At 66.3% G+C, this 26,231-nt stretch carries 24 protein-coding genes and 1 pseudogene; 20 read left to right on the top strand and 5 right to left on the bottom strand.

The features are described 5' to 3' along the window. Positions 1–63: 63 nt before the first annotated feature. The 6 genes from L0976_RS15250 (at position 64) to L0976_RS15225 (ending at position 6,619) form a co-directional block, all read left to right on the top strand. A complete protein-coding gene (locus tag L0976_RS15250; protein ID WP_234188155.1) occupies positions 64–1,878 on the top strand; it encodes a hypothetical protein in 1,815 nt (604 codons plus the stop codon). Beyond that, positions 1,875–2,924 carry a Gfo/Idh/MocA family protein gene (locus L0976_RS15245; protein ID WP_234188154.1) on the top strand — a complete coding sequence of 350 codons (1,050 nt, stop codon included), beginning with the start codon at positions 1,875–1,877 and terminating at the stop codon, positions 2,922–2,924. Before L0976_RS15250 ends, L0976_RS15245 begins: the two co-directional genes overlap by 4 nt. Then, entirely contained in the window at positions 2,914–3,945 is a 1,032-nt protein-coding gene (locus tag L0976_RS15240) for an aldo/keto reductase (protein WP_234188260.1), read from the top strand. The genes L0976_RS15245 and L0976_RS15240 overlap by 11 nt, the downstream gene beginning before the upstream one ends. Continuing rightward, on the top strand, positions 3,942–4,316 hold the full coding sequence (locus L0976_RS15235) for a CidA/LrgA family protein (protein WP_234188153.1): 375 nt from the start codon (positions 3,942–3,944) through the stop codon (positions 4,314–4,316). The genes L0976_RS15240 and L0976_RS15235 overlap by 4 nt, the downstream gene beginning before the upstream one ends. Further along, positions 4,309–5,010 (top strand): LrgB family protein, encoded by a 702-nt coding sequence (locus L0976_RS15230; protein WP_234188152.1) that lies wholly within the window; start codon positions 4,309–4,311, stop codon positions 5,008–5,010. The genes L0976_RS15235 and L0976_RS15230 overlap by 8 nt, the downstream gene beginning before the upstream one ends. Positions 5,011–5,236: 226 nt before the next feature. Continuing rightward, positions 5,237–6,619, top strand: a complete 1,383-nt coding sequence (locus L0976_RS15225; protein ID WP_234188151.1) for an FAD/NAD(P)-binding protein — start codon at positions 5,237–5,239, stop codon at positions 6,617–6,619. 17 nt (positions 6,620–6,636) lie between these two features. Here the strand turns inward: L0976_RS15225 and L0976_RS15220 are convergent, their stop codons facing one another. Then, entirely contained in the window at positions 6,637–6,972 is a 336-nt protein-coding gene (locus L0976_RS15220; RefSeq protein ID WP_234188150.1) for a TIGR01244 family sulfur transferase, read from the bottom strand. Positions 6,973–7,694: 722 nt separating this feature from the next. Between L0976_RS15220 and L0976_RS15215 the strand changes: the two genes are divergently transcribed. From L0976_RS15215 to cysE, 5 genes are all read left to right on the top strand, one after another. After that, positions 7,695–8,648 carry a sulfonate ABC transporter substrate-binding protein gene (locus L0976_RS15215; protein WP_234188149.1) on the top strand — a complete coding sequence of 318 codons (954 nt, stop codon included), beginning with the start codon at positions 7,695–7,697 and terminating at the stop codon, positions 8,646–8,648. After that, a complete protein-coding gene (locus L0976_RS15210) occupies positions 8,648–9,484 on the top strand; it encodes an ABC transporter permease subunit (protein WP_234188148.1) in 837 nt (278 codons plus the stop codon). The genes L0976_RS15215 and L0976_RS15210 overlap by 1 nt, the downstream gene beginning before the upstream one ends. Continuing rightward, positions 9,481–10,224 (top strand): ABC transporter ATP-binding protein, encoded by a 744-nt coding sequence (locus L0976_RS15205; RefSeq protein WP_203317827.1) that lies wholly within the window; start codon positions 9,481–9,483, stop codon positions 10,222–10,224. The genes L0976_RS15210 and L0976_RS15205 overlap by 4 nt, the downstream gene beginning before the upstream one ends. A gap of 108 nt (positions 10,225–10,332) precedes the next feature. Then, positions 10,333–11,373: an isopenicillin N synthase family oxygenase gene (locus L0976_RS15200; protein ID WP_234188147.1), complete on the top strand. Its 1,041-nt coding sequence runs from the start codon at positions 10,333–10,335 to the stop codon at positions 11,371–11,373. Between the two features lie 53 nt (positions 11,374–11,426). Then, positions 11,427–12,275, top strand: coding sequence for a serine O-acetyltransferase (cysE, locus tag L0976_RS15195; protein ID WP_203317829.1), 849 nt, complete (start codon positions 11,427–11,429; stop codon positions 12,273–12,275). A gap of 161 nt (positions 12,276–12,436) precedes the next feature. Here cysE and ssuD read toward each other — a convergent pair whose 3' ends face one another. The 4 genes from ssuD to L0976_RS15175 form a co-directional block, all read right to left on the bottom strand. Then, complete coding sequence (gene ssuD, locus L0976_RS15190) at positions 12,437–13,606, bottom strand: FMNH2-dependent alkanesulfonate monooxygenase (protein WP_203317830.1); 1,170 nt, start codon at positions 13,604–13,606, stop codon at positions 12,437–12,439. Between the two features lie 95 nt (positions 13,607–13,701). Then, positions 13,702–14,796, bottom strand: a complete 1,095-nt coding sequence (locus L0976_RS15185) for an amino acid ABC transporter permease (RefSeq protein WP_234188146.1) — start codon at positions 14,794–14,796, stop codon at positions 13,702–13,704. Beyond that, positions 14,793–15,977 carry an ABC transporter permease subunit gene (locus tag L0976_RS15180; protein WP_234188145.1) on the bottom strand — a complete coding sequence of 395 codons (1,185 nt, stop codon included), beginning with the start codon at positions 15,975–15,977 and terminating at the stop codon, positions 14,793–14,795. The genes L0976_RS15185 and L0976_RS15180 overlap by 4 nt, the downstream gene beginning before the upstream one ends. Positions 15,978–16,091: 114 nt before the next feature. After that, a complete protein-coding gene (locus L0976_RS15175; RefSeq protein WP_234188144.1) occupies positions 16,092–17,123 on the bottom strand; it encodes an amino acid ABC transporter substrate-binding protein in 1,032 nt (343 codons plus the stop codon). Between the two features lie 472 nt (positions 17,124–17,595). Between L0976_RS15175 and L0976_RS15170 the strand changes: the two genes are divergently transcribed. The 9 genes and pseudogenes from L0976_RS15170 (at position 17,596) to L0976_RS15130 (ending at position 26,231) form a co-directional block, all read left to right on the top strand. Beyond that, a complete protein-coding gene (locus L0976_RS15170) occupies positions 17,596–18,630 on the top strand; it encodes an ABC transporter substrate-binding protein (protein WP_234188143.1) in 1,035 nt (344 codons plus the stop codon). Between the two features lie 4 nt (positions 18,631–18,634). Continuing rightward, the gene (locus L0976_RS15165) at positions 18,635–19,171 is read left to right on the top strand and encodes a hypothetical protein (protein ID WP_234188142.1); all 537 of its coding nucleotides are present in this window, start codon (positions 18,635–18,637) and stop codon (positions 19,169–19,171) included. Beyond that, positions 19,153–19,635: an ABC transporter permease gene (locus L0976_RS15160; RefSeq protein WP_234188141.1), complete on the top strand. Its 483-nt coding sequence runs from the start codon at positions 19,153–19,155 to the stop codon at positions 19,633–19,635. The genes L0976_RS15165 and L0976_RS15160 overlap by 19 nt, the downstream gene beginning before the upstream one ends. After that, complete coding sequence (locus L0976_RS15155; protein WP_234188140.1) at positions 19,635–20,423, top strand: ABC transporter ATP-binding protein; 789 nt, start codon at positions 19,635–19,637, stop codon at positions 20,421–20,423. The genes L0976_RS15160 and L0976_RS15155 overlap by 1 nt, the downstream gene beginning before the upstream one ends. Then, positions 20,413–20,712: a hypothetical protein gene (locus L0976_RS15150; protein ID WP_234188139.1), complete on the top strand. Its 300-nt coding sequence runs from the start codon at positions 20,413–20,415 to the stop codon at positions 20,710–20,712. The genes L0976_RS15155 and L0976_RS15150 overlap by 11 nt, the downstream gene beginning before the upstream one ends. Before the next feature lie 25 nt (positions 20,713–20,737). Then, entirely contained in the window at positions 20,738–22,099 is a 1,362-nt protein-coding gene (locus L0976_RS15145; protein ID WP_234188138.1) for an O-acetylhomoserine aminocarboxypropyltransferase/cysteine synthase family protein, read from the top strand. 402 nt (positions 22,100–22,501) lie between these two features. Continuing rightward, the gene (locus tag L0976_RS15140) at positions 22,502–23,503 is read left to right on the top strand and encodes a sugar ABC transporter substrate-binding protein (RefSeq protein ID WP_234188137.1); all 1,002 of its coding nucleotides are present in this window, start codon (positions 22,502–22,504) and stop codon (positions 23,501–23,503) included. A gap of 156 nt (positions 23,504–23,659) precedes the next feature. Beyond that, positions 23,660–25,192 (top strand): annotated as a pseudogene (locus L0976_RS15135) (sugar ABC transporter ATP-binding protein). After that, entirely contained in the window at positions 25,182–26,231 is a 1,050-nt protein-coding gene (locus tag L0976_RS15130; RefSeq protein WP_234188136.1) for an ABC transporter permease, read from the top strand. Before L0976_RS15135 ends, L0976_RS15130 begins: the two are co-directional and overlap by 11 nt.

Below are 26,231 nucleotides of genomic sequence, written 5' to 3'. Positions count from 1 at the left end.
AAGGCCGGCGCGCTCGAGGCGACACTCGATGCGGGAGCGTTACGCTGGATACGCTGGAACGGCGTGGAGGTCATCCGCGGCATCGGTTTCCTGCTGCGCACACCCGGCTGGGGCACGCCGTCTCCCGTCATCGGTAATCTGCAAGTCGATGAGGACGCACGGAGCTTTCATATCGGCTATGAAGCCTGTTTCGGCGGGGCCGGGAACGGCGTTCTCGCGAAGATCGATTTCACTGCGCATGCAGAGGGGCATATCGAGGCGACGGCCGACATTCGCGCGGATGTCCCGTTCAGCACGAACCGTACCGGCTTCGTCATCCTGCATCCCCTGCTCGGCTTCGCGGGCAGGGAGGCGGAGGTCGAGCATGCCAGCGGGCAGCATGAGAGGCTGACGATACCGCTGCACATCAGCCCCGGCCAGCCGGTTTTCGACATTCGGGCGATTGCGCACCGTCCCCATGCGGGGCTCTGCGTATCCACCCGCTTTGCAGGGGACGTCTTCGAGATGGAGGATCATCGCAACTGGTCCGATGCCTCGTTCAAGATCTATAGCCGTCCCATCGGCTTGCCCTATCCCTATCTTCTGGAGCCGGGCGTCCCTGTGGCGCAGTCTGTCACCATCGAAATCACCGATGACGGTACTGGCGGCATCGTGGAGGACCCCGTTTCCACGCCGCCTCCGCATGGTCAGCTTCTGCCTGACTACGCCCTGCCGCTCGACCGTCTGGACGACGTCACGGAGGCGCTCCGTTTCGCCGATGTGCTGGCCGAGGTGAAGCCCGCCCGGCTTCTGCTACGCTACGACACGGCACGGGGCGACACGATAGCCTCGGCTGAAGGGCTCGCCGATCTCATGAGCCGCACCGGCGCGTCTCTGGAAGTGCAGGCCGTTCTCGGTGGCGTTGATGACGCCGCTGCCCGGAGGGCGCTCGAGGAGCTCGCGCGCGCCTTCCGGCAGGCGGGCATTGCCGTCGCTGCCATCACCGCCTTTGCGAAAACAGACGAACAGTCGTTCCAGCCGGGGGAGGCGCGCCCGCCGCACCTTTCCGAGGCGCAACTGGCGGCCGCGCTAGCCGCGGCGTTTCCGGAAAGCCGTCGCGGTGGCGGCACGCCGGCCTTCTTCACCGAATTCAACCGCAAGCGGCCCAACCCCGCCGTGGCCGAATACCTTGCCTTCGCGACCACCCCGGTGGTGCATGCGGCTGACGACGCCTCCGTGCTGGAGACGTTGCAGTCCCTGCCGCATATCCTGCACTCGGCTCGGGCGCTGTCGGGCGCCCATCCACTGGCGATCGGGCCTGTCGGCATCGGTGCGCGGCTGAACCCGTACGGTCGCGCGCCGGTCGACAATGCGCCGGAGGAGCGCATCGGCATGGCCGCTCGCGACCCCCGCCAGCGCGGGCTTTTTGCTGCTGCCTGGCATGTGGGCTATTTCGCGCAGATCGCGCCTTGGGGTATAGAGCGCTTCTCCTTCGGAGCGCCGACAGGGGCTTTCGGTCTTATCGCCTCGCGCCAGGCCCATGCGCGCGATGGCTGGGATCACTGGCCGGATGGTGCGGTCTATCCACTCTATCACGTCGCGCGCTGGATTGCGCACGCTGCGGGCGGCGCGGTGATCTCGGCCGGTATCGACGGCTCCCTGGCCCATGTGAGGTGGGAGAAGGATGGCCGCAGGGCAGCGCTTCTTGCCAATCTTCGGCCCGAGCCGATGGTCTTCGACCTCGCGGGAGAAACCTCCAGCGGCCACTTGCTGGATGAGCGAAGCTTCGAGGTGGCCGCGCTCGATCGCACCGCTTTCGATACGCCGCGGGAATTTGCGGGCGCCGTGCGCATCGGCGGCTATGGCGTTCTTCATCTGGTCGGTGGAGATGCCCGATGACCGAGATTCTGAAGGGATTGCTGATCGGCTGCGGCTTCTTTGCCCGCAACCAGCTTCATGCATGGACGGAAACCGAGGGCGCGGCGATCGTCGCGGTGTGTGACCGCGATGCGCAGCGTGCGCGCCGCTATGCCGATGAGTTCGCCATCCCCGCATGGCACGATACGGCGGAGGTCCTGTCGTCCGGCGCCTTCGATTTCGTCGACATCTGCACCACGATGGAAACGCACGAGGAGCTTGTGGCCCTGGCGGTGCGGCACCGCGTGCCCGTCATCGTCCAAAAGCCGTTTGCCCCGGATATCGAGACGTGCCGTCGCATCGTGACGCATGCAGCGACGGCTGGCGTGCCTGTGATGGTGCATGAGAATTTCCGCTTCCAGAAGATCTTCCGGCGTATCAGCGAGATCCTCGACAGCGGGGAGATTGGCGAACTGACCTTCGGGCGTCTTTCCTGGCGCAATGCGATCGACGTCTATTCGAACCAGCCCTATCTTCTGAAAACGAGGCGTTTCATGATCATGGATGTCGGCATCCACATGCTGGACCTCGCCCGCTTCCTGTTCGGCAATGCGGGCGGCGTCTCGTGCTTTACCCAGTCCGTAAAGCCAGGGCTTGCCGGGGAGGATGCGGCGACGATCCTTCTGCGCCACGAAAACCAGGCGACTTCCATCATCGATGTCAGTTACGCCTCCCACCGTTTTCCCAATCCCTTTCCCCAGACGCTGGGTGAGATCGAGGGACGGCAGGGCACGATCCAGATCCTGGAAGATGAGGTTCTCGTCGTCCATTCCCGCGGCGAACAACGACGCGAACGGATAGAAGCCGACGATCGCGGCTGGACTGCGGCGCCGTGGACGCAGATCCAGGACAGCGTGCCCCGGACCCAGCAGCATTTCATCGACGCGCTTCGCAGCGGAAGCGATTTCGAGACATCTGCCGAAGACAGCCTGAAAACCTATGCCTTGGCGGAGGCGGCCTATCGCTCCGCCGAAACGGGCCGCGTGATTGAGGCCAGAACCCTTTGGGACACATCGCATGCAGCTTGATACAACGAAACGCGTCGGCCAGACCGGCCTCCATATCCCCGTTCTGGGGCTTGGAACCTGCCCGCTTGGTGGGGTCTACGAGGCGGTCGGCGAAACGGTGGCGCGGGCTACTTTCGACGCGGCTTGGGATTCCGGCTTGCGGCTCTACGATACCGCCCCCTGGTACGGCCTCGGGCAGGCCGAACATAGAACCGGCCGTGCGCTGTATGAAAAGGAACGTAGCTCCTATGTTCTGACGAGCAAGGTGGGCCGTGTGCTGAAGGCGCCGCGCGACCGAACCGCCTTCAGGCCCGCGAACTGGAAAGGCGCGCTGGCCTTCGAACATCATCACGTCTTCACCTATGACGCCATCATGCGATCCTACGAGGACAGCCTGCAGCGCCTCGGCATAAACCGCGTCGACGCACTGTATATCCACGACCTCGACAGCGGCTATTTCCGCAGCGAGGAGGAACTGAGCGCCCGTCTCGGCGATCTGGAAAAGGGTGGCTATCGCGCATTGGAGGAGTTGAAGCGGAGCGGCGAGATCAAGGCCGTCGGCGCCGGTGTCAACGAAAGGGGCATGATCGATCGTTTCCTCGACCGTTTCGATCTCGATGTCTTCCTGGTCGCCTCACGCTACACGTTGCTGGAGCACGATATCTATTTCGATGAGGTCGCCCGTGCCGGCAGGCGGGGGGCGAGCCTCGTGGTGGGTGGGGTGTTCAACTCGGGCATTCTGGCGACGGGTGCCGTCGAAGGCGCGAAATACGAATATGGCGCGGCGTCGCCGTCCGTCGTCGAGCGGGTTGGCAAGCTTGCGGATGTGGCCCGGGCGCATGGCGTTTCCCTTCCCGCCGCCGCCCTGCAGTTTCCCCTGGCGGCGCCTGTGGTGGCCTCCGTGGTGTTCGGGGCGGTCAAGCCTGCTGAAATAGAGGCGAATGTGGCGCATTTCACGAGCAATATCCCGGCCGCATTCTGGTCGGATCTGCGCGCGGAGCGCCTGGTGCACCCTGACATTCCGCTCCCGGCAGACGCATGATCAGAGCCCAGGTCCTGGCTGCCGGGCGCTGGATCGTAGCGTTTGCGGTCATTTTCGTGGCATGGGCGGCGGGTGAGGCTATCGCGACCGGTTTGTATCTGCCGGTGCCGGCTGCCCTCATCGGGCTGGCGATGCTTTTCGTCGGCTTCCGGCTTTCGCCGTCCCTGGTGGTCGCCACCGAACCCGCCGGGCTTACGCTGCTGCGCCAGTTTCCATTGTTCCTCTATCCGTTGGGCGCCGGCTTCCTCTCCCTTCACGGGCTCGGCGCCATGGTCCTCCTGAAAATCGTCCTTGCCGTCTTCGTATCGCTTGTGCTGTCGCTCGTCGTTGGCGTCCAGGTCTTCCGTCTCTTCAAGAACAAGCATGGCTGACATTGTCCTCACGGCCGCCTGGCTGGCGGTGACGATCCTGATCTGGTGGATCAGCCAGCGCCTGGCGGAGAGAATCTGTATCCCGGCGCTGCGCAATCCCCTGTTCTTCGGTATCATTGCGCTCTGCATTCTTCTGTCCTTGCTGGGTATCGACCCGGGCGACTATCTCGCGCATGTCCAGCCGCTGACCTTTCTGGTTGGCCTGGCGACGGTGGCACTGGCTTTGCCGCTCTGGCAGCAGCGCAGGCTGATCGTCGCCAATGCACGGGCGATGCTTTTGTCGACGCTGGCATCGACCGTGACGGGCATTCTGGCGGCCGTCGCGATCGGTTGGCTGCTTGGCCTGGACCGGCCGTATCTGGCGAGCATCGGCCCCAAGATGACGACGCTCGCTGTCGCCCTGCCATTGTCGCGGTTGACAGGCGGATGGGACAATCTCGCCATGCTCTGCGTCATGTGCAACGGCGTCGGCGGCTCCTTCATTTCGAGCGCGCTCTGGAAGGCCCTCGTCCCGAAAAGCGGCCCCGAGGAGCGTGCCTTCTCCCTCGGCCTTTCCTCGCACGCCATGGGGATCGCCCGGACGCTGGCAATCTCGCCGGATCATGTCTCGCTCGCCAGTTGCGGCATGTTGCTGAGTGCGCTCATGGCGGCGGCCCTTTACGGGCTGGCCCTGGTCGCGGTGGCGAGTGCATAGCGGGAGGACAGCCGTGCGCCCGTTCAAAAAGAGGATGATCCCCATCGTATCGGGATGGGCGGCCGATTCATGCCCCCTTGGCGGCAGGGTGAGCGCAGCCTCGCCCGGTGGGCTTGATTTTCAGGAAAATATTCTATTGTTTTAGTAGAAAATGCTTTGTCGCCACTCGTCGCACAGGACGAGTTCCTGGAAGCCGCCCGCACGCCGTGCAGGAAGGGAACCATCGATGACGCTTGTGCCCGCCCATTTCCTTCCGCAATCGCAGGACGCCGACACGCTCGCGCGGATCGCCATCGTCGGCCGTGGCTTCACCGGCCTCATGACGGCGATCGCGCTGTTGAAGACTGTCCGCAGCCCGTTCCACCTCGTAATGTTCGATCCCTATCCGAAAATCGACGGCGGTGAAGGCATTGGCCGTCCGGCCTCCGAACTGTTGAACAGCCGCGTCCGCGATCTCTCGGTCGATCCGGCGGCGCGCGACGATTTTCGCCATTGGCTGGAGGCCCGCGGCGACTGGCGCGACCGCGATCTGGTGCTCTCCGATGTCGCTCATGCCTTCGTGCCGGGAGAGGTGTTCAGCGCCTATGTCTATCAGCGCTTTTCCGAAGCGCTGCGCGAACGGGCTGATGTCATGGTCCAGGTGCGCGCCGAGAGTGTCGCGGCCGTCGCGCGCCACCCGCGGGGCGGTCTTTCGGTGACTGCGGGCGAGGAAGATCGGGCGCGCTTCGATGCGGTTTTCCTGGCGACGGGCTACGGCCTGCGCGAGATTGCCGATAGCGATGCAGGCCTCACCGGTGCAAGGGAGGTGCTGGTCATCGGCGGCGGCGTTCATGCCGTCGACCGTGCGCTGCGGCTGCTTGCGGCAGGGGAGGCGGCCCATGTCACGCTCATTTCCGCGTCCGGTTTCCTGCCGCAGCCGCATGCGCCGTCGGCCGTCGGCTCCGTATCGTCCGATCGTCCGTTTCCGAACACGTTGCGCGGCGCCTTCCGTCATCTGCGCGAGGCGGCGAACCGGGCGGCACTGGAAGGCACGGGCTGGCAGGGGATCATGAACGATTTCCGCCTGCGCGCCCGTAAGCTCTGGCAGGGCCTGACGCCGGAGGAACGGCGCCGCTTCAAGCGCCATGTCAAACCAATCTACGACAGTCACCGCAACCGTCTCCCGCTCGGCCAATACGAGCGGCTGCGCGAGGCAATCGACAGCGGGGCGATCACAGTGCACAAGGGCAAGGTCGAGCGCATTGCGATCAACGGCGTGCTGCTTTCCGGCGCGGGCGGGCTGCAGGTTCTGCCGGCGGACCGGACGATCGATTGTCGCGTCCGGCTGACCGATCTCGATTCCCCGCTCTTCCGTTCGCTCCTGTCGGCGCATCTTGCGCGACGGGACGAACTCGACCTCGGCATCATCGTCGACGGTGACGGCCGGGTCTTCTCGCAGGCGGGGGCATTTGAAGGCCTCTTCGCGATGGGGCCGCTTGGTCTTGGAAGCCTGCCGGATATAGACCTCGTCCCGCAGATCGTCGTCCAGGCCCACGCGGCGGCGGACGCCCTCGGGGCTTGGCTTGCGGAAGCTTTCAGCGGCAAAGCCCAGGAGTCTCGCTTGCTCTAGCTGCTTGCTTTGCCGGCCTAGCGGGGCAGCAGGGCCTGTTCGTAGATCTTCGTCGAGCGGGTGCCGGAGCGGCAATAGGCCAGGATCGGCCGGGGAAGGTCGTCGAGCGCCCGGACCATGCTGCCTACCGCCTCGTCCGTCAGTCCCGTGGAAAGGACGGGGATGTGCCGTACCTCGATACCGAGTTGCGCAGCGCGGTCGGCGATCGAGGAGAATGCCGGCTGGTCCGCCTGCTCGCGGTCGGGACGGTGGCAGACGATGGACCGGAACCCCAGCAGGCTGACGATGTCGACGTCCTCTGCCTCGATCTGCGGCGAAACCGAGTAATCCTCGTCGATCTTGCGGATGTCCATGCTTGTAATTCCTTTGTCTTTCTGGCGAAGGCGCGCTGCCCTTCGGCGTGTCAAGAAAAGCCCAGCGTCCGCGCCGACAGGCCGAGCCACAAGGCGGCGGCGACGAGCGCCACGGCGGCCGCCACACCGACGAAAAACCAGGCCAGTTCGCCCGACGGTCTCAAGGCCGGCTCCCGGTGGGCTTGCGGCGAATGTCACGCCGCATGGCGGGCATCCTTGCCGAAGGCCGGAAAAAGGTCGGACAGGTTCGACATAAAGGTGTCGACACGCCCGGTGAGCGCCTGGGTTCCTGACGGCCGTTGTCGCTGCCTGTGCTGGCAAGCCTGGATATCGGCATGGCATCCTCCACTGCGATCGATAATTCTCTATAAAAATTATCGATTAAAGCAAAAACACGCTATTTTCTCCGCGCCCGGAGGAAAGATCACCCATGATCCCGTAGCCTTCCCGGCGCTGGCGGCGTTGCTTGCCTTAGGGGGGAATACCTGTCTCCCGGATAACGGGGGATTTTCCGCGATACGATGGTGCGTGCCGGAACGGTCCTGCGATGCCAAGCCGGCGCGGGCGCCAGGCATCCGCCTGCCTGCGGTGCCGATGTCCGGTGAAGCCGGCGCCATAGGAGAAAAAACTACGCGGGCCGGGAACGTTGGAATGGGCGCCCTCGAAATCAATTATTTTCTATAGATTATATGATCTAATTGATCTTGACCCAGGGGAACGCCATGACGATTTCACGCCGCTTTTTCTCGACGGCTCTTGCCGCCCTGCTCGCCCTGCCGCTTCTTGGTAGCGGACCGGCACATGCTTCCGACAAGACGGTCCGCATCGGCTACCAGAAATACGGCACGCTCGTCCTGCTCAAGGGCAAGGGCCTTCTCGAGGAGAAGCTGGAGAAGATCGGCTATACGGTGACCTGGACGGAGTTCCCCGCCGGGCCGCAACTGCTGGAGGCGCTCAATGTCGGCGCCGTCGATTTCGGCACGACCGGCGAAACGCCGCCGATCTTCGCACAGGCCGCCGGCGCCCCGCTCGTCTACATCGCCCACGAACCGCCGGCCGCGCGCGGCGAGGCGATCCTCGTGCCCAGGGACAGCCCCATCAGGACGGTGGCGGATCTCAAGGGCAAGACGGTCACGCTCAACAAGGGATCGAACGTTCACTACCTGCTCGTCAAGGCGCTGGAGGAGGCGGGTCTCCAATACAGCGACATCAAGACCTCCTTCCTGCCGCCGGCCGATGCCCGCGCCGCCTTCGAGCAGGGCGCGGTCGATGCCTGGGTGATCTGGGATCCCTTCCAGGCGGCCGCCGAAGTGGCCATCGAGGCGCGTGAGCTGCGCAACGGCGAAGGCATCGTGCCGAACCACCAGTTCTATCTCGGCGCCAAGACCTTCGTGGAGAACAATCCCGAGGCGGTCGACGTGGTGATCGAGGCCGTTGCCGAGATCGACGAATGGGCGAAGGCCAATACCGCCGCGGCCGCCGCCGAGCTCTCGCCCTCCGTCGGCATTCCCGAGGACGTGCTCGCCGTCGCGCTGGAGCGCCAGTCCTATGGCGTCAAGGCGATCGACGAGAGCGTCGTCAGGCAGCAGCAGTCGATCGCCGATACCTTCTTCGATCTCGGCCTGATCCCCGAGAAGATTTCGATCGCGGACGTCGTGCGCAAGGGTGGTGCCTGATGGCGGAGACGTCGGTGGCCGGTTATGCTGCCGGCGAAACCCGCAGGTTCGATCTCAGGGGCCTGGGCGGCGCGCTGGCGCCGTGGTTCCTTCCCCTCGCGCTGCTGATCGTCTGGGAGGTCGCGGCGCGCACCGGCCTCGTCACCGCCCGCCTCATGCCGGCGCCGACGACCGTCGCCATCGCCTTCTGGCGATCGCTGCTGAACGGCTCGCTTCTCGTCCACACGCTCGCCTCCACGCAGCGCGCGCTGATCGGCCTTCTCATCGGCGGCGGGCTCGGCTTCGTGGCGGGCGTCGTCAACGGGTTGTGGAAGCCGGCCGAGACCTTGCTCGACAGCACGCTCCAGATGGTGCGCAACATCCCGCATCTTGCGCTCATCCCCCTCGTCATCCTCTGGTTCGGCATCGACGAGACGGCGAAGATCTTTCTCGTTTCCATCGGCGTCTTCTTCCCGATCTATATCAACACCTTCCACGGCGTGCGCACGATCGATCCGCAGCTCGTCGAGATGGCGTCGGTCTACGGGCTCGATCGCGGGGCGCTGATCCGGCGCATCATCCTGCCCGGCGCGCTGCCCTCCATCCTCGTCGGCCTGCGCTATGCGCTCGGCTTCATGTGGCTGACGCTCATCGTCGCCGAGACGATCTCCGCCACCAGCGGCATCGGCTACATGACGATGAACGCGCGGGAATTCCTGCAGACCGACATCGTCCTGCTCGGCATCATCGTCTATGCCCTTCTCGGCAAGCTCGCGGACGTGGCGACCCGCGCGATCGAAAAACGCGTGCTGGCCTGGCATCCCGCCTACCAGGCCCGGCAGGGGGAAGAGCGATGAGCGCCGCCGTTTCCTACGTGCCGGACAGCGCGGCCGGCCTGCCCATCTCGCTGTCGCGGGTGGAGAAGTCCTTCGGCCGGCTGAACGTGCTTGCAAACGTCAACCTGGAGATCCCGGCGGGCCAGTTCCTTGCCGTGGTCGGCCGGTCGGGCGGGGGCAAGTCGACCTTGATGCGCCTCATCGCCGGCCTCGACGCGCCGGGCAGCGGCCGCGTGGAGATCGGCGGGCGCAAGGTCGGGCGCCTTCATCCTTCCGTGCGCCTGCTGTTCCAGGAGGCGCGTCTCGTGCCGTGGCAGCGCGTCATCGAGAATGTCGGCATTGCCCGCGGCCCGGACTGGCGGGAAAAGGCAAGGCGCACCCTTGCCGATGTCGGGCTGGAGGGCCGCGGGGGCGATTGGCCGAGCGTCCTTTCCGGCGGGCAGCGGCAGCGCGTGGCGCTCGCGCGTGCGCTGGTCAGCGAGCCGCAGATCCTGCTGCTCGACGAGCCCTTCGGCGCGCTGGACGCGCTGACGCGCATCGAGATGCATCGCCTGTTGGAAGGGATCTGGGCGGGCCGCGGCTTTACCACGGTTCTGATCACCCACGACGTCGCGGAAGCCGTCGCGCTGGCCGACCGGGTCGTCGTGCTGCGCGAGGGCGCCGTCGCCCTCGACATCGGCATCGATCTCGACCGTCCCCGGCGCGAGCTCGCCGATCCGCGCGCCGTCGACCTGCAGCGGCAGATCCTGGACGCGGTGTAGGCCAGTCGGTTTCACCCACCGGCGCGGTCGCGCGCCGGTCGAAATTCCGCCTGCCGGGGTCGTTCCAGAGCCCGGTTGGCGGCGATCAATCTCATCGAGGAGCATTCCATGACCATCCATGCCAAACCGGTCCATCTGCCGACGATCGACTTCTCCCGCTTCTATGGCGTCCCGGAGGAACGCGCCGCCTTCATCGGGGACCTGACCCGCGTCCTGCACGATCACGGTTTCTTCTATCTCACCGGCCATGGCGTGCCGCAAAGCCTGATCGACGACGTCCTTGCCGCCTCCAGGCGCTTCTTCGCCCTGCCGGAGGCGGACAAGCTGTCGATCGAGATGGTCAAGTCGCCGCACTTCCGCGGCTATAACCGGGCCGGCTACGAGCGCACGCGCGGCGAGCAGGACTGGCGCGAGCAGCTCGACATCAACACGGAAGGCGCACCCGTCGAGACCGGGCCGGAGACGCCTTGGAACCGCCTCTACGGGCCGAACCAGTGGCCGCAGGCCTTGCCGGAACTCAAGCCGTTGCTGCTGCGCTATCAGGCCGAGGTCACGCGCATCGGCATCGATGTGCTCAAGGCCATCGCCCTTTCGCTCGGCCAGCCGGAGAGCGCCTTCGCCGAAATCTACGAGCCGTCGCCCTCGCAACTGCTCAAGATCATCCGCTATCCCGGCCGTGAGGCTGCCGGCAGCGATCAGGGCGTGGGCGCGCACAAGGACGGCGGCTTCGTCACGGTGCTCCTGCAGGATACGACGCCGGGCCTGCGCATCCGCACCGAGGAGGGCGTCTGGATCGAGGCGCCGCCGGTGCCGGGCACCTTCATCATCAACAGCGGCGAGCTCCTCGAACTTGCCACCAACGGCTTCGTGCGCGCCGACGTGCACGATGTCGTCACCCCGCCGGCCGGCACGGAACGCTTCTCCGTGGCCTTCTTCCTCGGCGCGCGCTACGACGCGACCATCCCGGTCATCCCGCTGCCGGAGGAGCTGAAGCGCGGCGAGCGCGGCGTGACGGTCGACCCGCTCAACCCGATCTTCCGCGAGGTCGGCATCAACCACCTGAAGAGCCGCCTGCGCTCCCACCCGGATGTCGCGGCCAGGCATCACCCCGATCTGCTGCACCTCCTGGAAAAGCCGGCCAAGGCCTGATCCCGGCGCCCGCCCTCGGGGGCGGGCCCCATTCCCGCGCAGGAGACCGAGCCATGCCCGGACACGAAAGCAACGTCGTTTCCCTTCCCGTCGAGGACGCCGCCCGTGGCGCGGTCACCGCCCTGTGGGATACCTTGCGCAAGGAGGCGGCCGCGGCGGCGCAGCGCGACCCGGCGCTGGCACGCGCCATGAATTCGGCGGTGCTGATGCATGCCAGCCTCGGCCATGCGCTCTCCCATCGCCTCGCCATCAAGCTCGCCGACCACGATGTCGACCGTGACGAGCTGCTGGCGCTGATCTACGGCGCCTACACGGACAAGCCGGGCCTGCTCGGGGCGGCGGCGGCCGACCTCCAGGCGGTGAAGGACCGCGATCCCAGCAATGGCGAGGTGCTGACGCCCTTCCTCTACTTCAAGGGCTTTTCCGCATTGCAGGCCTATCGTGTCGGCCATTGGCTCTGGACGACGGGTCGCCGGCATCTTGCCCGCCACATCCAGAGCCGGATTTCGGAAACCTTCGCGATCGACATTCACCCCGCCGCCGTGATGGGGCGCGGCATCATGCTGGACCACGGCAGCGGCCTCGTCATCGGCGAGACGGCGGTTGTGGAGGATGACGTCTCCATTCTCCAGAATGTGACGCTCGGCGGGACCGGCAAGGAAACCGGGGACCGCCATCCGAAGGTGCGGCGCGGCGTGCTGATCGGCGCGGGGGCCAACATCCTGGGAAACATCGAGGTGGGAATCGGTGCCAAGATCGGGGCCGGCAGCGTCGTCGTCGGTCCCGTCGCGCCCTATACGTCCGTCGTCGGCGTTCCGGCGAGGCCGGTGGGCAAGCCGCACACGGCCCTGCCGGGCGTGACCATGGACCAGACCCTGAGCGAGCCGGAATACATCATCTGAACGGTCGAAGCCGGAGCCAGTCAGGCCAACGCCGGCAAGGTCCGCGAATGACCCTGCGCGAGGGCCGGGCTTTGCGACCGGCCCTCGCGGCTTTGCGCCCGGAATTGCGTAAAAACAAAAGGATGGAGCATTTTCGCGATTCGGAGAAAAGCGGAAATGCGCTAGGAGGCGGAAGTCAGCCTGACATTGCCGCCATGGCCGCCGCCGCCGAAGACCTGGCGGTCGCCGAAGGACGCGCGGAGCTGGTTGCGGGGTCCGGGCAGGCCGAGCTCGGGGAAGAGCAGTTCGGAGACGCGATAGGCCTCCTCGACATGCGGATAACCGGATGCGATGACCGTATCGATGCCGAGCGCCTGATATTCGCGAAGGCGCGCGGCCACGGTCTTCGGCGAACCGACAAGCGCGGTGCCGGCGCCCGAGCGAACGAGGCCGATGCCGGCCCAGAGATTCGGCGAGACTTCCAGCTTGTCGCGTCGGCCGTTGTGCAGGGCCACCATGCGGGCCTGGCCGACGGAATCGGAGTTTTTCGTCAGCACGTCCTGCGCCGAGGCGATGGCCTCGTCCGAGAGCCTCGAAATGAGGCGGTCGGCCGCTTCCCAGGCTTCGTCGTCCGTTTCGCGCACGATGAAATGCAGGCGGATGCCGAAGGTGGCTTCCCGCCCCCTGGCGGCGGCGGCCCGGCGGGCATGGGCGATCTTTTCCGCCACCTGTGCCGGCGGTTCGCCCCAGGTCAGGTACTTGTCGACGATGCCGCCGGCAAAATCGATGGCGGCATCCGAGGAGCCGCCGAAATAGATCGGCGGTCGCGGCTGCTGGACGGGCGGCAGGCCGAGCCTCGCATCGACCGCCTTGATGTATTTGCCGTCGAGCGTGGAATGGCCCGTCTCGATCAGCTCGTTGAAGACCTTGAAGAATTCGGCCGCATGATCGTAGCGCTCGTCGTGCGGCAGGAAGATGCCGTCGCCGGCCAGCTCCTGCGCGCTGCCGCCGACGACGATGTTGAGCAGCAGGCGGCCGTTCGATACCCGGTCGAGCGTGGAGGCAAGGCGGGCGTAGTAGGCCGGCGTGGCGGTGCCGGGGCGGATCGCCACGAGGAACTTGAGCCGCTCCGTGCGGGCGGCGAGATCGGCGGCCAGCACGAAGGACTCCTCGCAGGCCGCGCCGACGGGAATGAGCACGCCCGAATAGCCGAGCCGGTCGGCCGCAACGGCGATCTCGCGGAAATAACCCGGATCCGGCGGGCGGCTCAGTTCGTCCGAACCGAGATAGGCACCGTCGCCGGAACTGGGGATGAACCAGAGGAAATCAAGAGGCTTGTCGGTTTCGCTCATGCGCTGTCTTCCGATTGGGAATGAAATCCCGCTCATAATAATAAAATCTATAGTTTGAGTAAGGAATTATATTCTCTTGTACGGCCGCCGAAGGGTTATTCCTTGCGTGATGTGGCGGAGGTGCCGCCGGCCGGTGCCGGTGCTGCCCTGCCGCCTGCCAGCCGCCGTTCGAGCCATCGGCTGTAGCGGGAGGCGCCGAAGCAGATGGCGAAATAGATGACGGCCACGACGATATAGGCCTCGTTGTAGAAGCCGAGCCATTGCGGATCGGCGGCGGCGGCACGGGCGGCGTTCAGGAGGTCGAAGATGCCGATGACGGCGAGCAGCGAGGTCGCCAGCAGGAAGCCGATGGCAAGGTTCACCAGGCCGGGAATGACGATGCGCAGGGCCTGCGGCAGGATGACGAGGCGCTGGGTGCGCCAGTATCCGAGGCCGAGCGCCGTCGCCGCTTCCGCCTGCCCGTGGGGAATGGCCTGAAGCCCCGCACGGATGACCTCGGCGATATAGGCGGCCCAGAACAGCGTCACCATGACGATGGCGCGGAGCATCTTGTCGATGGAAAGCCCGTCCGGCAGCGCCATCGGCAGGATCAGCATGGCGACATAGAGGATGGCGACCATCGGCGTGCCGCGCATGAGCTCGATATAGAGGACGGAAAAGGTGCGCAGCCCCCCGAGCGTCGAGCGCCGGGCGAGCGCGAGGAGAATGGCGATGGGCGTCGCCGCGGCAAGGCACAAGGCCCAGACGAAGAGCGTCACCGGCAGGCCGCCCCACTGGTTGGAGGGGATGGGCGTTGCGGTGAAGGCACCCTGCAGGAGCAGCCAGCACGCCAGGATCGTCAGCGGCCAGGCGAGGATCAGCGGCCGGCCCCACAGGCGGGGCACCGCGCTCGCCGCAAGGATCGCGCCCAGCAGCAGTATGACCAGCACCGGCCGCCATTGCAGGTCCGGCGGATAGAAGGCGAAGAGGATGAAGCGGAGCTTGGCCGCGACGAACGCCCAGCAGGCGCCTTCGCGGGTGCAGGCACCGGCATTGCCGGAGAAGGTGGCGTCGAGCACCGCCCAGCGCAGGAGCGGCGGCACGACCTGCGAGAGCACGAGGAGCGTCGCGAGCGTTATGAGCGTGTTGGCGCGCGTTCCGAAAAGGCCGGCGCGCAGGGCCGGCAGCAGGCGGGGGGGACCGGCGGTCATCGCCTGCTTCCCCTGAGCGCGACGCGGTTGTTGTAGACGTTCATCAGGGCCGAGAGCGCGAGGTTGATGGTGAGGAAGGCGCCTATCAGGATGATCAGGGCTTCGAGGGACTGGCCGGTCGTGTTGGCCGTCGTGTTGACGATACTGACGAGGTCGGGAAAGCCGATGGCGACGGCGAGGCTCGAATCCTTGGTGAGGTCGAGGTAGCTCGATGTCGTCAGCGGCGTGATGACGCGCAGCGCCTGCGGCAGCACGACGAGGCGGATGATCTGGCCGTCATGCAGCCCGAGCGCGCGCGCCGCCTCCCACTGGCCGGCGCCGACCGACTGGATGCCCGCCCGGACGATTTCCGCGATCAGGGCGGCGAACTTCACGACGAGGCCGGTCAGGAGCGCGGCGAATTCCGGGGAGAGGTTGAGCCCGCCGCGAATGTTGAAACCGGAAAGCGCCGGCAGTTCGGCCGCCGGCCGGGCGCCGGAAAGGACGAGGAATGCAAGCGGGGCGGCGAGGGCGAGCATCACCGCAAATGTGCCGGAACGGCGCGTCAGGCGGCCGGCGGCGCGCAGGACGAGGATGAACGCGAGGCTGGCAAGGCCGGTCAGGACGAGGGCGGCGGCGAGGCCGAACGGCCCGCCCTCCAGAGAGAGCGAGGGGATGTAGACGCCCCGGTTCGTGAGGAAGACGGAGCCGAAGAGCGCGGAGGCCTGGCGCGGCGCCGGCAGCGCCTTGGCGAGCGCCATCCAGAAGAAGAGCTGCAGCAGGAGCGGCGTGTTGCGGGTGATCTCGATGAACCAGCGCACGAGGCGGGAGAGCAGCAGGTTGCGCGAAAGGCCGGCGATGCCGACGGCGACGCCGAGGATCGTGGCGAGGACGCAGCCGAGCAGCGAGACCTTCAGCGTGTTGAGAAGGCCCGCAAGGATCGCGCGCCGGTAGGTGTCTCCGGCGCGAAAGGCGATCGGGCTTTCGCCGATCTCGAAATTGGCCGAGCTCGACAGGAAGCCGAAGCCCGGCAGGATGCCGATGCGCGCCATGGTCTCCAGCACGTTGGCGATGAACAGCGCACCAAGCGCGCCGACCGCAAGGAGAAAGGCGAGCTGGCCGAGGGGCCAGCCGCCCCACCAGGCGCGGATTTTTTCCACCATGCCGGGCCGCAAGGGGCCCGGCAGCACGGTGCGCAACACGCGGCGGCCCGGAACGGACGCATTTCCGCTTTTCCCCGATTTGCGAAAATGCTCCATCCCGTTGCCCTTATACAGTTCCGCATGCAAGCCGCGGCTCACCTTTGCCGGGTTTGCTCAGCGGAAGGGCGGCGAGTAGAGCAGGCCGCCGTCGGTCCACAGGCTGTTGTAGCCGCGCTCCCAGCCGAGCGGCTTCAGGTGGCGCTCGAAGATCTCGCCGTAGTTCCCGACGGTCTTGATGATGGTGTAGGCCCATTTCGGATCGAGCCCGATATCGTTGGCGAAGGACGGGTCGACGCCGAGGAAGCGCTGGATCGCCGGGTCTTCCGATTTCAGGAACTCGTCGACATTGGCGGAGGTGATGCCCCATTCCTCGGCCTGGATCGTGGCGTTGACCGTCCAGTTGACGAGTTCCAGCCAGCGGTCGTCGCCGCCGGCGATCGCCGGTGCGAGCGGCTCCTTGGACAGGCGCTCGGGCAGGAGCACGTAGTCGTCCGGCTTCTTGAGCTGAGTGCGCTTGCCGACGAGGTCGGAGGAATCCTGCGTGATCGCGTCGACGCGGCCGGATTCCAGCGCATCGATGAACTGCCCCGTATCCTCGATGGTGACGGGTGTGAAGGTCTTGCCGGTCTTGCGGAAGAAGTCGGCGACGTTCAGCTCGCCCGTCGTGCCGCTCTGCGCGCCGATGGTCGCGCCGTCGAGATCGGCGGCCTTCGTCACGCCGAGGTCCTTGCGCACGAGAATGCCCTGGCCGTCGTAGAAGACCGTCGGGCCGAAATGGAAGCCGAGCTTGAAGGCGCGAGTGGTGGTGACGGTCACGCCGGAAAGCAGGATGTCGAACTCGCCGCTCTGAAGCGCCGGCAGGCGCTGCTGCGGCGAGGAGGAGGTGAACTCCACCTTGTCGGGCGTGCCGAAGACGGCGATGGACAGGGCGCGGCCGAAATCGATGAAGAAGCCCTGCCACTTGCCGTTGCTGTCGGGCGCGAAGAAGCCGGGCGTGGTGCCGACGCCGACCTTGATGGCGCCGCGCTGGTTGATCTTGTCGAGCGTCGGGCCGGCATGGGCAAGGCCGGACAGCATGGTCGTGGCCAGGAAGGCGGCGGCCGCGGCAGACCGGATCGCCAGCCGGAGGGTCTTGTGCGCTATCATATTGAAATGTCCCCATTTTCAAAAGAACCAGGCTTCTGCCGCAAGGAGGTTTCGCAAGCTGGCAGAAGTTATTTTTATATTATCTATAAAATTAGTGTAATTAAGAGACGGGCATGCCAAAATTCGACCTTGATGCGGAAATTGCTTCCAGCACGATGCAAAATGGAAGGGGTTTCGGCAGGGGCAAGTGATGCGGAGGCCTCCGCGTCGATCCTGGTGAGGTTGGCAATCTCATGCATCGCCATGACGCTAGCCGGCCCCGAAGCTGCCAAGCCGGGGACCACGAGGCGCTGGTGGGTTTCCGGCGCTGCGATGGCAGGCATTTTGCGAGGCCGGCGGCACGCAAATCCACCGGCTCCTCCATCCGCGAAAGAATATTCTCCTCCGCGTCCGCATAATAATCTATAAAATCTATATACTATTATCAAAGGCGCTAGGCTGGCCTCATCGTTTCGCAAAAGGGGGATAGAAGATGAGCCAGCAACCCGAAACCAACCCTCCCAGGGGCTTCTCGCGCCGCGGCCTGATCAAGGCGGCGGGCGTCACGGCCGTCGCCGCCACGGCCGGCATGATCGGCGCGCGCTCGACGCGTTATGCCATCGCCGGCAACCTCATTCCGATCAAGCTGGAATGGACCGAGGTCGCCGCCTGCCATTCGCCTGTGGGCTTTGGCCTCTCCAAGGGCATCTATGCCAAGCACGGGCTCGACGTGGAGCTCTTCTACCAGGGTGCGAGCGGCCAGACGCTCATCCAGGCGCTGGCCACCCGCAAGGCCGAGGCCGGCCCGGGCCTGCTCTACGACTGGCTGAAGCCGATCGAGCAGGGGTTCGACGTGCGGCTCTTCGCCGGCTCGCACGGCGGCTGCCAGAGCATCCTCGTCAAGCCGGACTCCGACATCAAGACCCTGACCGACCTCAAGGGCAGGACGATCGGCACCTTCGACGTCATGTCGCCCTCGCGCGTCGCCTTCTCGGTCGCGCTCGCCAAGGCCGGCCTCGACCCGGAGACCGACGTCACCTGGAAGGTCTTCCCCTTCGATCTCGTGGCCGAGGGCGTGCTGAAGGGCGAGGCCGATGCCGTCGCCCATATGGACCCATGGGCCTATTCCTACGAGAAGCAGCACGGCTTCCGCCGCGTCGCCGATACGCAGACCGGCACGTTCAAGGACCGCGTCTGCTGCGTGCTCGGCGTCAACGGCGATTACTACGAGGCCAACAAGGACGCCATCAAGCGGGTCGCCGCCGCCAATCTGGAAATCCACCAGTACACCGCCAGGCATCCGGACGAGGTGGCCAAGTGGTATTTCGACACGCTGAAGCCCGGCCTCTCGCTGGAGGACCTGACGGAAGTGCTCGCCGCCTTCACCTATCACGACCACTGGTTCGGCAAGGACCTCCTGAAGGAGGTGCGGATCGGCTACGAGGACCTCAAGCTGACCGGCGTCATCGACGCGGGCACCGATCCCGAGGAGATCGCAAACCGCATCACCATCGACATCTTCGCGTGATGCCATGAGCGCGGCGGTCGAGCAGACATTCGACGGGGCAGGGCGGCAAACCGCCGCCTTCTCCTTCCCGGGCATCTGGCGCAACGGGCTTTTCGCGGCCGGCACATGGTCACTCGCCGCGGCGCTGACCTATGGGCTGCCCGATGCCATCAACTGGGGCGCGACGGACCTTTTCGCCGCCGTCGCGCTGGCCGGCGCGGGGATTTTCCTCGCGCTGTCGGTCACGGTCGGCAGGCTGGGAAGCCTCGGCCGCACGCTCGTCCATTACGGGCCGTGGTTCATCGTGCTCGGCCTCTGGCTCGCGGTATGGGAAGTGCTGACGGCCAAGCTCGGCTGGCTGCCCAAGCCGTTCTTCTCGCCGCCGCAGGGCCTGCTGCACGTCTATGTGACGGATTGGGACCGCCTGCTTGTCTGCATCGCCTATACCGGGGGCTCTGGGGCCTCGGCTTCTTCTCCGGCATCCTCGTCGGCTTTGCCGGCGGCGTCGCTCTCGGCTGGTCGAAGCGGTTCGCCTATTGGGGCATGCCGCTTCTCAAGCTGATCGGCCCGGTGCCGGCCAGCGCCTGGATTCCCTGCACCTTCTTCATCTTTCCGTCGACCTTCCACGCCTCCATCTTCCTCGTGGCGCTCGCCTCCGGCATTCCGGTCGCGATCCTCACGGCGGCGGGCGTCAGCCAGGTCAACCGCTCCTTCTACGACGTCGCCCGCACGCTGGGTGCGGACAACCGCTTCCTCATCTTCAAGGTCGCGATCCCGGCCTCGCTGCCGAACGTCTTCGTCGGCCTTTTCATGGGGCTCTACTATTCGTTCGCCGTGCTTGTCGTCGCCGAGATGCTCGGCGCCAAGTTCGGCCTCGGCTGGTATCTCCAGTTCAACACGGCCTACTCGGCCTATGCCAACGTCTATGCCGCCCTCATCGTCATGGCGCTGATCTGCGCCGGGCTCGTGCGCCTGCTCTTCGTGGTGCGCGATCGCCTGCTCGGCTGGCAGAAGGGGATCCTCTGATGGCCCTTGCGCTCGCAGAAACCAACGCCGCCGGCAGTATCGCGCTCGATGTGGAAGGCGTCTCCCATCGCTACGAAAGCGACGGCAGGGACCTGCAGGTTCTCGACGACGTGAGCCTGACGATCGCGCCGGGCGAATTCGTCGCCCTGCTCGGCCCGTCCGGCTGCGGCAAGTCCACCCTGCTGCGCCTTGCCGCCGGCCTTGAAAAAGCGACAAGGGGGCGGGTGCTGGAAGACGGAAAGCCCATCACCGGGCCGAACCCGGACCGTATCCTCGTCTTCCAGGATGCGACGCTGTTTCCCTGGCGCACGGTGCGCGCCAATATCGCGACAGGGCTTGAAGCGCGCGGCCTCCTGACCGCGCTTGAGCACCGGATCGACGAGGTGCTGAAGCTGGTGAAGCTCGAAGGCTTCTCGAATTTTTATCCGCACCAGCTTTCAGGCGGCATGGCGCAGCGTGCCGCGCTTGCCCGCGCCCTCGTCAACGATCCGAAGCTGCTGCTGCTGGACGAACCCTTCGGCAAGCTCGATTCGCTGACGCGGCTACGCATGCAGAACGAACTGCTCGACCTCTGGAAAAGCACCGGCTTCACCGCCCTGCTCGTCACCCACGATGTGGAGGAGGCGCTGCTGCTGGCCGACCGGGTGATCGTGCTTTCGGACCGGCCGGCCTCGATCATCGCGCAGGTGCGCGTCGACCGGCCCCATCCGCGCCGGCGGGACGATGCCGGTCTCGTCGCGCTGCGCCGCGCGCTGCTGGAAAAGCTGGGGATTTCCCATGACGTCTAGCGCACGCCTTTCCTCCCAGGCCGTGGCGATTGCCGGCGGTGCCTTCGCGTTGCTGTCGCTCGGCTGGTGGTGGCTGATCTTCAGCAAGGTCGTCGCGGCCGATTACTTGACGGTCGGGCAGGCCGTGACCTGCATCGCCGGGGCGAGCGACCTGTGCACGCTCGCCCAGGCGCTCTGCACCGACGACCATCTCTACGGCATCCGGTGGTACGCGCCGGAAGCCTTCTGGGCCGCAGCCAGCATGCTCGTCGCCGGCGTCCTTCTGTCGGCCCGTCCCGCGCGCGCCTGAGGGCGCTCATCAAAGGAGAAGTGTCATGACGATCCATCAAGCCCCCGAGGTTGCCGAGCAGGACATCGTCGAGGTGCCGGCGGGAACCGCCACCTTCAAGAGCCGTCACCCGGAGACGATCGCGCTGCATGGCGGCAGCTTCCGCTACGATCCGGCGACCGGCGCGGTCGCCGTGCCGATCTACCAGACGTCGTCGTTCCAGTTGCCCGGCACCGATGGCGCCGACAAGCTCTTCGCGCTGGAAGCCCCCGGCCATCTCTACACCCGCGTCTCGAACCCGACGCAGGATGCCTTCGAGCAGCGCCTTGCCGAACTGGAGGGCGGCGCGGCCGCGCTGGCGCTCTCCTCCGGGCAGGCCGCATCGGCCTTCGCCATCCTCAATGTCGCGCGCGCCGGCGACAACATCGTCAGCGCCGCCGGCCTCTACGGCGGCACCTGGGCGCTCTTCGCCGCGACGCTGAAGAGTTTCGGCATCGAGACCCGCTTCGTCGATGCCGCCGATCCGGACGCCTTCGAAAAGGCAACGGACGCGCGCACGCGCGCCTACTACGCCGAATCCCTGCCCAACCCGAAGCTGGAAGTCTTCCCGATTGCCGACGTCGCCGCCATCGGCCGCCGGCACGGCATTCCGCTGATCGTCGACAACACGGCGGCGCCCCTGATCATCCGGCCGCTCGACCATGGTGCGGCGGTGGTGGTCTACTCGACCACGAAATATATCGGCGGCCACGGCACCTCCATCGGCGGCGCCATCGTCGACGGCGGCAACTTCCCCTGGGCGGACCATGCGGCGCGCCAGCCGAACCTGACGGAGCCGGACGCAAGCTACCAGGGCAAGACGTGGATCGAGAAAGCCGAGGCCATCGGCTTCCATCCCTATATCCTGCGCGCCCGCGCCGTGCTGCTGCGCGACCTCGGCGCGGCGATCAGCCCGCAGAACGCCTTCCAGTTCATCCAGGGCCTGGAAACCCTGCCGCTGCGCCTTCGCCAGCACAACGAGAATGCGGTGAAGGTCGCCGAATATCTCAAGGGCCATGCCAAGGTTGAGCGCGTCATCTTCCCGAAGTTCCAGGACGGCGTGGCGCGGGCCCGGGCGGAGAAGTACTTCACGCCCGGTCATTTCGGCGCGCTGGTCGGCTTCGAACTGGAGGGCGGGCGCGAAGCCGGCCGCCGCTTCATCGACAGCCTCCAGCTCTTCTACCATCTCGCCAATATCGGCGACGCGCGCTCGCTGGCCATCCATCCCTCGACGACGACCCATTCGCAGCTCACGCTGGAGGACCAACTCGCAACCGGCGTCACCCCCGGCTACGTGCGTCTGTCCATCGGCCTCGAACACCCGGATGACCTGATCGCCGATCTGGAACGAGCCATTGCGCTGGCCTGAGGCCGGCCACCCGATCGGCGTGCGACCCCGGCGCTCCTCCTCGCGCCGGGGTCTTTCCTTGGTCGCCGCTTTCCCATCAATTCCACGCCTGACCGGTCTGCCGGCCCCGCGACGAGCAGGTGCTGGCGCAGATCGAGACTGTCTGGAGCGCCGGCCCCGGTGAGGAGCCGCCGTACCGTTCGGCCATCATTGCGGAAATCGCCGCAAGCCGCGGCGCCGCCGTTATGGTGTGTTCCGCAGCGGGGGGAGGTAACGGAGTAGGGGGAGAAGCCCCGATTCCGGGAGCTGTGCGCGGAGCTGAATCTTTTCCCAACGCCGCGCATTTTGGAAAATCCTGCCTGTTTCCGCGCATTAGTCCATATAATTTATAGATTATATGCTTATCGATCCAACGGGGACATCATGACCGACGACATCCGTTCCGGCGTCAACCGCCGCAATCTCCTGAAGCTCACCGCCGTCGCTGGCGTGGTGGCCGGCACCGGCCTGTTTTCGGCGCGCACGGCCGCGGGCGAGGAGCTTTCGCTCAAGGGCAAGCGCATCGGCATCAGCACCGCCGGGACCGACCATTTCTTCGATCTCCAGGCCTACAATGCCCAGATCGAGGAGGTGAAGCGCCTCGGCGGCGAGCCGATCGCCGTCGATGCCGGCCGCAACGACGGCAAGCTCGTCTCGCAGCTCCAGACGCTGATCGCCCAGAAGCCGGATGCCATCGTCCAGCTTCTCGGTACGCTCAGCGTCATCGATCCCTGGCTGAAGAAGGCGCGCGAGGCCGATATCCCCGTTCTCACCATCGACGTCGGCTCCGTCAATTCGATCAACAACGCCACCTCCGACAACTGGGGCATCGGCAAGGACCTCGCCCTCCAGCTCGTCTCCGACATCGGCGGCGAGGGCAACATCGTCGTCTTCAACGGCTTCTACGGCGTCACGCCCTGCGCCATCCGCTACGACCAGCTGGTCAATGTCGTGAAGTATTTCCCGAAGGTGCAGATCGTGCAGCCGGAGCTGCGCGACGTGATCCCGAACACCGTCCAGGACGCCTTCACCCAGATCACCGCGATCCTCGCCAAGTATCCGGAAAAGGGGTCGATCAAGGCGATCTGGTCGGCCTGGGACATCCCGCAGCTCGGCGCCACGCAGGCGCTTGCCGCCGCCGGCCGCACGGAGATCAGGACCTACGGCGTCGACGGTAGCCCGGAAGTGCTCCAGCTCGTCGCCGACCCGAACTCGCCGGCTGCCGCCGACGTCGCCCAGCAGCCGGCCGAGCTCGGCCGCGTCGCGATCCAGAACGTCGCCCGCCACCTCGCCGGGCAGACGCTGCCGCGCGAGACCTACGTGCCGGCGCTTCTCGCCAACAAGCAGAATGTCGGCGAAATCTCGAAGAAACTCGGCATCGGCTGATTTTGAAGCGACCCCCTCATCCGGCCCTTCGGGCCACCTTCTCCCCGCCGGGGAGAAGGAGAGGGAGGGGATGCGGCCCCTCGTTTTCCCCTTCTCCCTCGGGAGAAGGGGCCGGCAGGCGGATGAGGGGGGGCTTTTACAATGAGGACAACGGCCATGGCGGATACGGCAGAGGGCGGCGCGGCGGTCGTCCGGCTCGAAAACATCGTCAAGCGCTTCGGCGGCGCGTAGGCGCTTTCGGGGGCGTCGCTCACGGTCCGGCGCGGCTCGGTGCATGGCCTCGTCGGCCAGAACGGCGCGGGCAAGTCGACGCTGATCAAGCTCATCGCCGGCCTTCACCGGGCGGACGAAGGCACGGTCGAGATCGACGGCAAGGCCCATGACCGGCTGACGCCGCATCTCGTGGAAGAGCTCGGCATCCATTTCATCCACCAGGATCGGCTGCTCGTGCCGACCTTCACGGTGGGCGAGGCGCTGTTCCTCGGGCGCGAGCCGCGCATTCCCGGCACCCCCTTCCTCGACCGCGCGGCGATGCGGCGCAGGTCCGCCGAGATCCTTCAGCGCTACTTCGGTCTCTCGCTGCCCCATTCGGCGCTGATCGCCGACCTTTCGGCGGCGGAAAAGCAGATCGTGCAGATCACCCGCGCGCTCATTGCCAATCCCAAGGTGCTGGTCTTCGACGAGCCGACCGCCGCGCTCGTCCGGCGCGAGGCCGACCTTCTCTTCCAGCTCATCCGCCGCCTCGCCGCCGAGGGCGTTACCGTCCTCTACATCTCGCACTATCTCGGCGAGATCGTCGATCTCTGCGACACGGTCACGGTGCTGCGCAACGGCCGCGACGTCGCGACCCTGCCCGTCGCCGAGACCTCGGCGGCCGAGATCGGCGCGCTGATGGTCAACCGCGATATCGGCGAACTTTATCCGAAGCCCGCCGTCACACCCGGCGAGGCGATCCTGCAGGTGGAGAACCTGGCGCTCGCAGACCGCTTCGACGCCGTCTCCTTCTCGCTGCGCAAGGGCGAGGTCCTCGGCCTCACCGGCCTCGTCGGCTCGGGCGCGAAGGAGGTGGTGCGCACGCTCTTCGGCCTCGACCGGCCGACCGGCGGCACCGTTTCCGTCAAGGGCGAGACGGTGTTCTCCGCCGATCCCGCCGCCGCGACGGACCGCCACCTGGCGCTCGTGCCGGAGGACCGCCGCCGCGACGGCGTCGCGCTCGACCTTTCCGTCACCGAGAACACCACGCTCGCCAGCCTTGGCCGCTTTTCCCGCGGCCTCATCGACCGCGGCGCGGAACGGCGGCAGACGGAAGACCTCGTCAAGCGGCTGCAGATCAAGACCGACGGCGTCGATGCGCTGGTGAAGACGCTCTCGGGCGGCAACCAGCAGAAGGTGGCGATCGCCAAGTGGCTGAGCCGCCAGTCGGAAATCTACCTGCTCGACGAGCCCACGGTCGGCGTCGATATCGCCGCCAAGGTGGAGATCTACCGGCTGATCGGGGAACTTGCCGAGCGCGGCGCGGGCGTCCTCGTGCTCTCCTCCGATATCGAGGAACTGCTCGGCGTCACCGATCGCCTGCTCGTCTTCTTCCGCGGCCGCGTCACGCGGCAGTTCATCTCCTCCGAAACGAGCCCGGATCAGGTCCTTGCGGACGTGACGGGCGCCTACGAGACGCTTCGCCATGCTGGTTGACGCCCCCTATATCCCGGCCTCCGCGCTCGAAGTCGAGGCGCAGAAGGCATTCGAGACGCCCCGTACCGGCCCGGCCTTCGGCCGACGCCTCGCCACGCTGGCGCTCCGGGGCGGCGCGCTCGCCGTCTTCGTCGGCGTCCTCGTCGTCTTCTCCGCCGCCGCGCCGTTCTTCCTCACGGTCGGCAATATCGGCAACGTGCTCGGCCAGTCGGCCATTGCGGGCGTGCTCGCCATCGGGCTCACCATCGTCATCATCGCGGGCGGCTCGAATGTCGTGACCGGCGGCATCGACCTGTCGCTCGCCGCCAATATGGGCCTCAGCGCCGCCGTCTATGCCACACTGGTGCAGGCGGGGCATGGCGACGGCGTCGCGATTGCCGGCGCGCTCGCCACCGGGCTCGCCATCGGCGCGGTCAATGCCGCCGCCGTCACGCTCGCGGGCATCGTGCCGCTGCTGGCGACGCTGGCCGTCATGAACGTCGTCGCCGGCCTCGAACTGGTGCTGACCCAGAACACCGTCGTCCCGGCTTCGAGCGCGTTCCTCTCGGCGCTTTCGGCCGGCGGTCCGTTCGGCATTCCCGTGCTCGCCTATCTCCTCCTCGGCTTCACGCTCGTCGTTGCCGCCATCGTGCAGTACACGCCGCTGGGCCTGCGCCTCTACGCGGTCGGCGCATTCCCGGATGCCGCGCGGGCGGCGGGCCTGCCCGTCAAGACCTTCGTCGCGGGCTCGTTCCTGGCGAGCGGCCTGTGCGGCGGGCTTGCCGGCATCCTTTCAGTCTCCTACCTCTCGGGCAGCACCACCGGGGCCGGCGACATGCTGCTGCCGGTCGTCGTCACCGCGCTGCTCGGCACGGTCTTTTCCCGCCGGCTGGTGCCGACCGTCACGGGCACGCTGCTGTCGGCGCTCTTCGTCGGCTTCCTCATCAACGGCTTCCAGCTTCTCAATATTTCCAGCACGCTGGTCAGCGGCGTGCAGGGCCTGCTGATCCTGCTCGTCGTTTCCGCCACCACGCTGCTCGGCCGCAAGGAGAATGCCTGA

Source organism: Shinella sp. NM-101, assembly GCF_021401195.1.
Lineage (GTDB): Bacteria > Pseudomonadota > Alphaproteobacteria > Rhizobiales > Rhizobiaceae > Shinella.
This window is presented reverse-complemented; position numbering and strand designations above follow the sequence as displayed.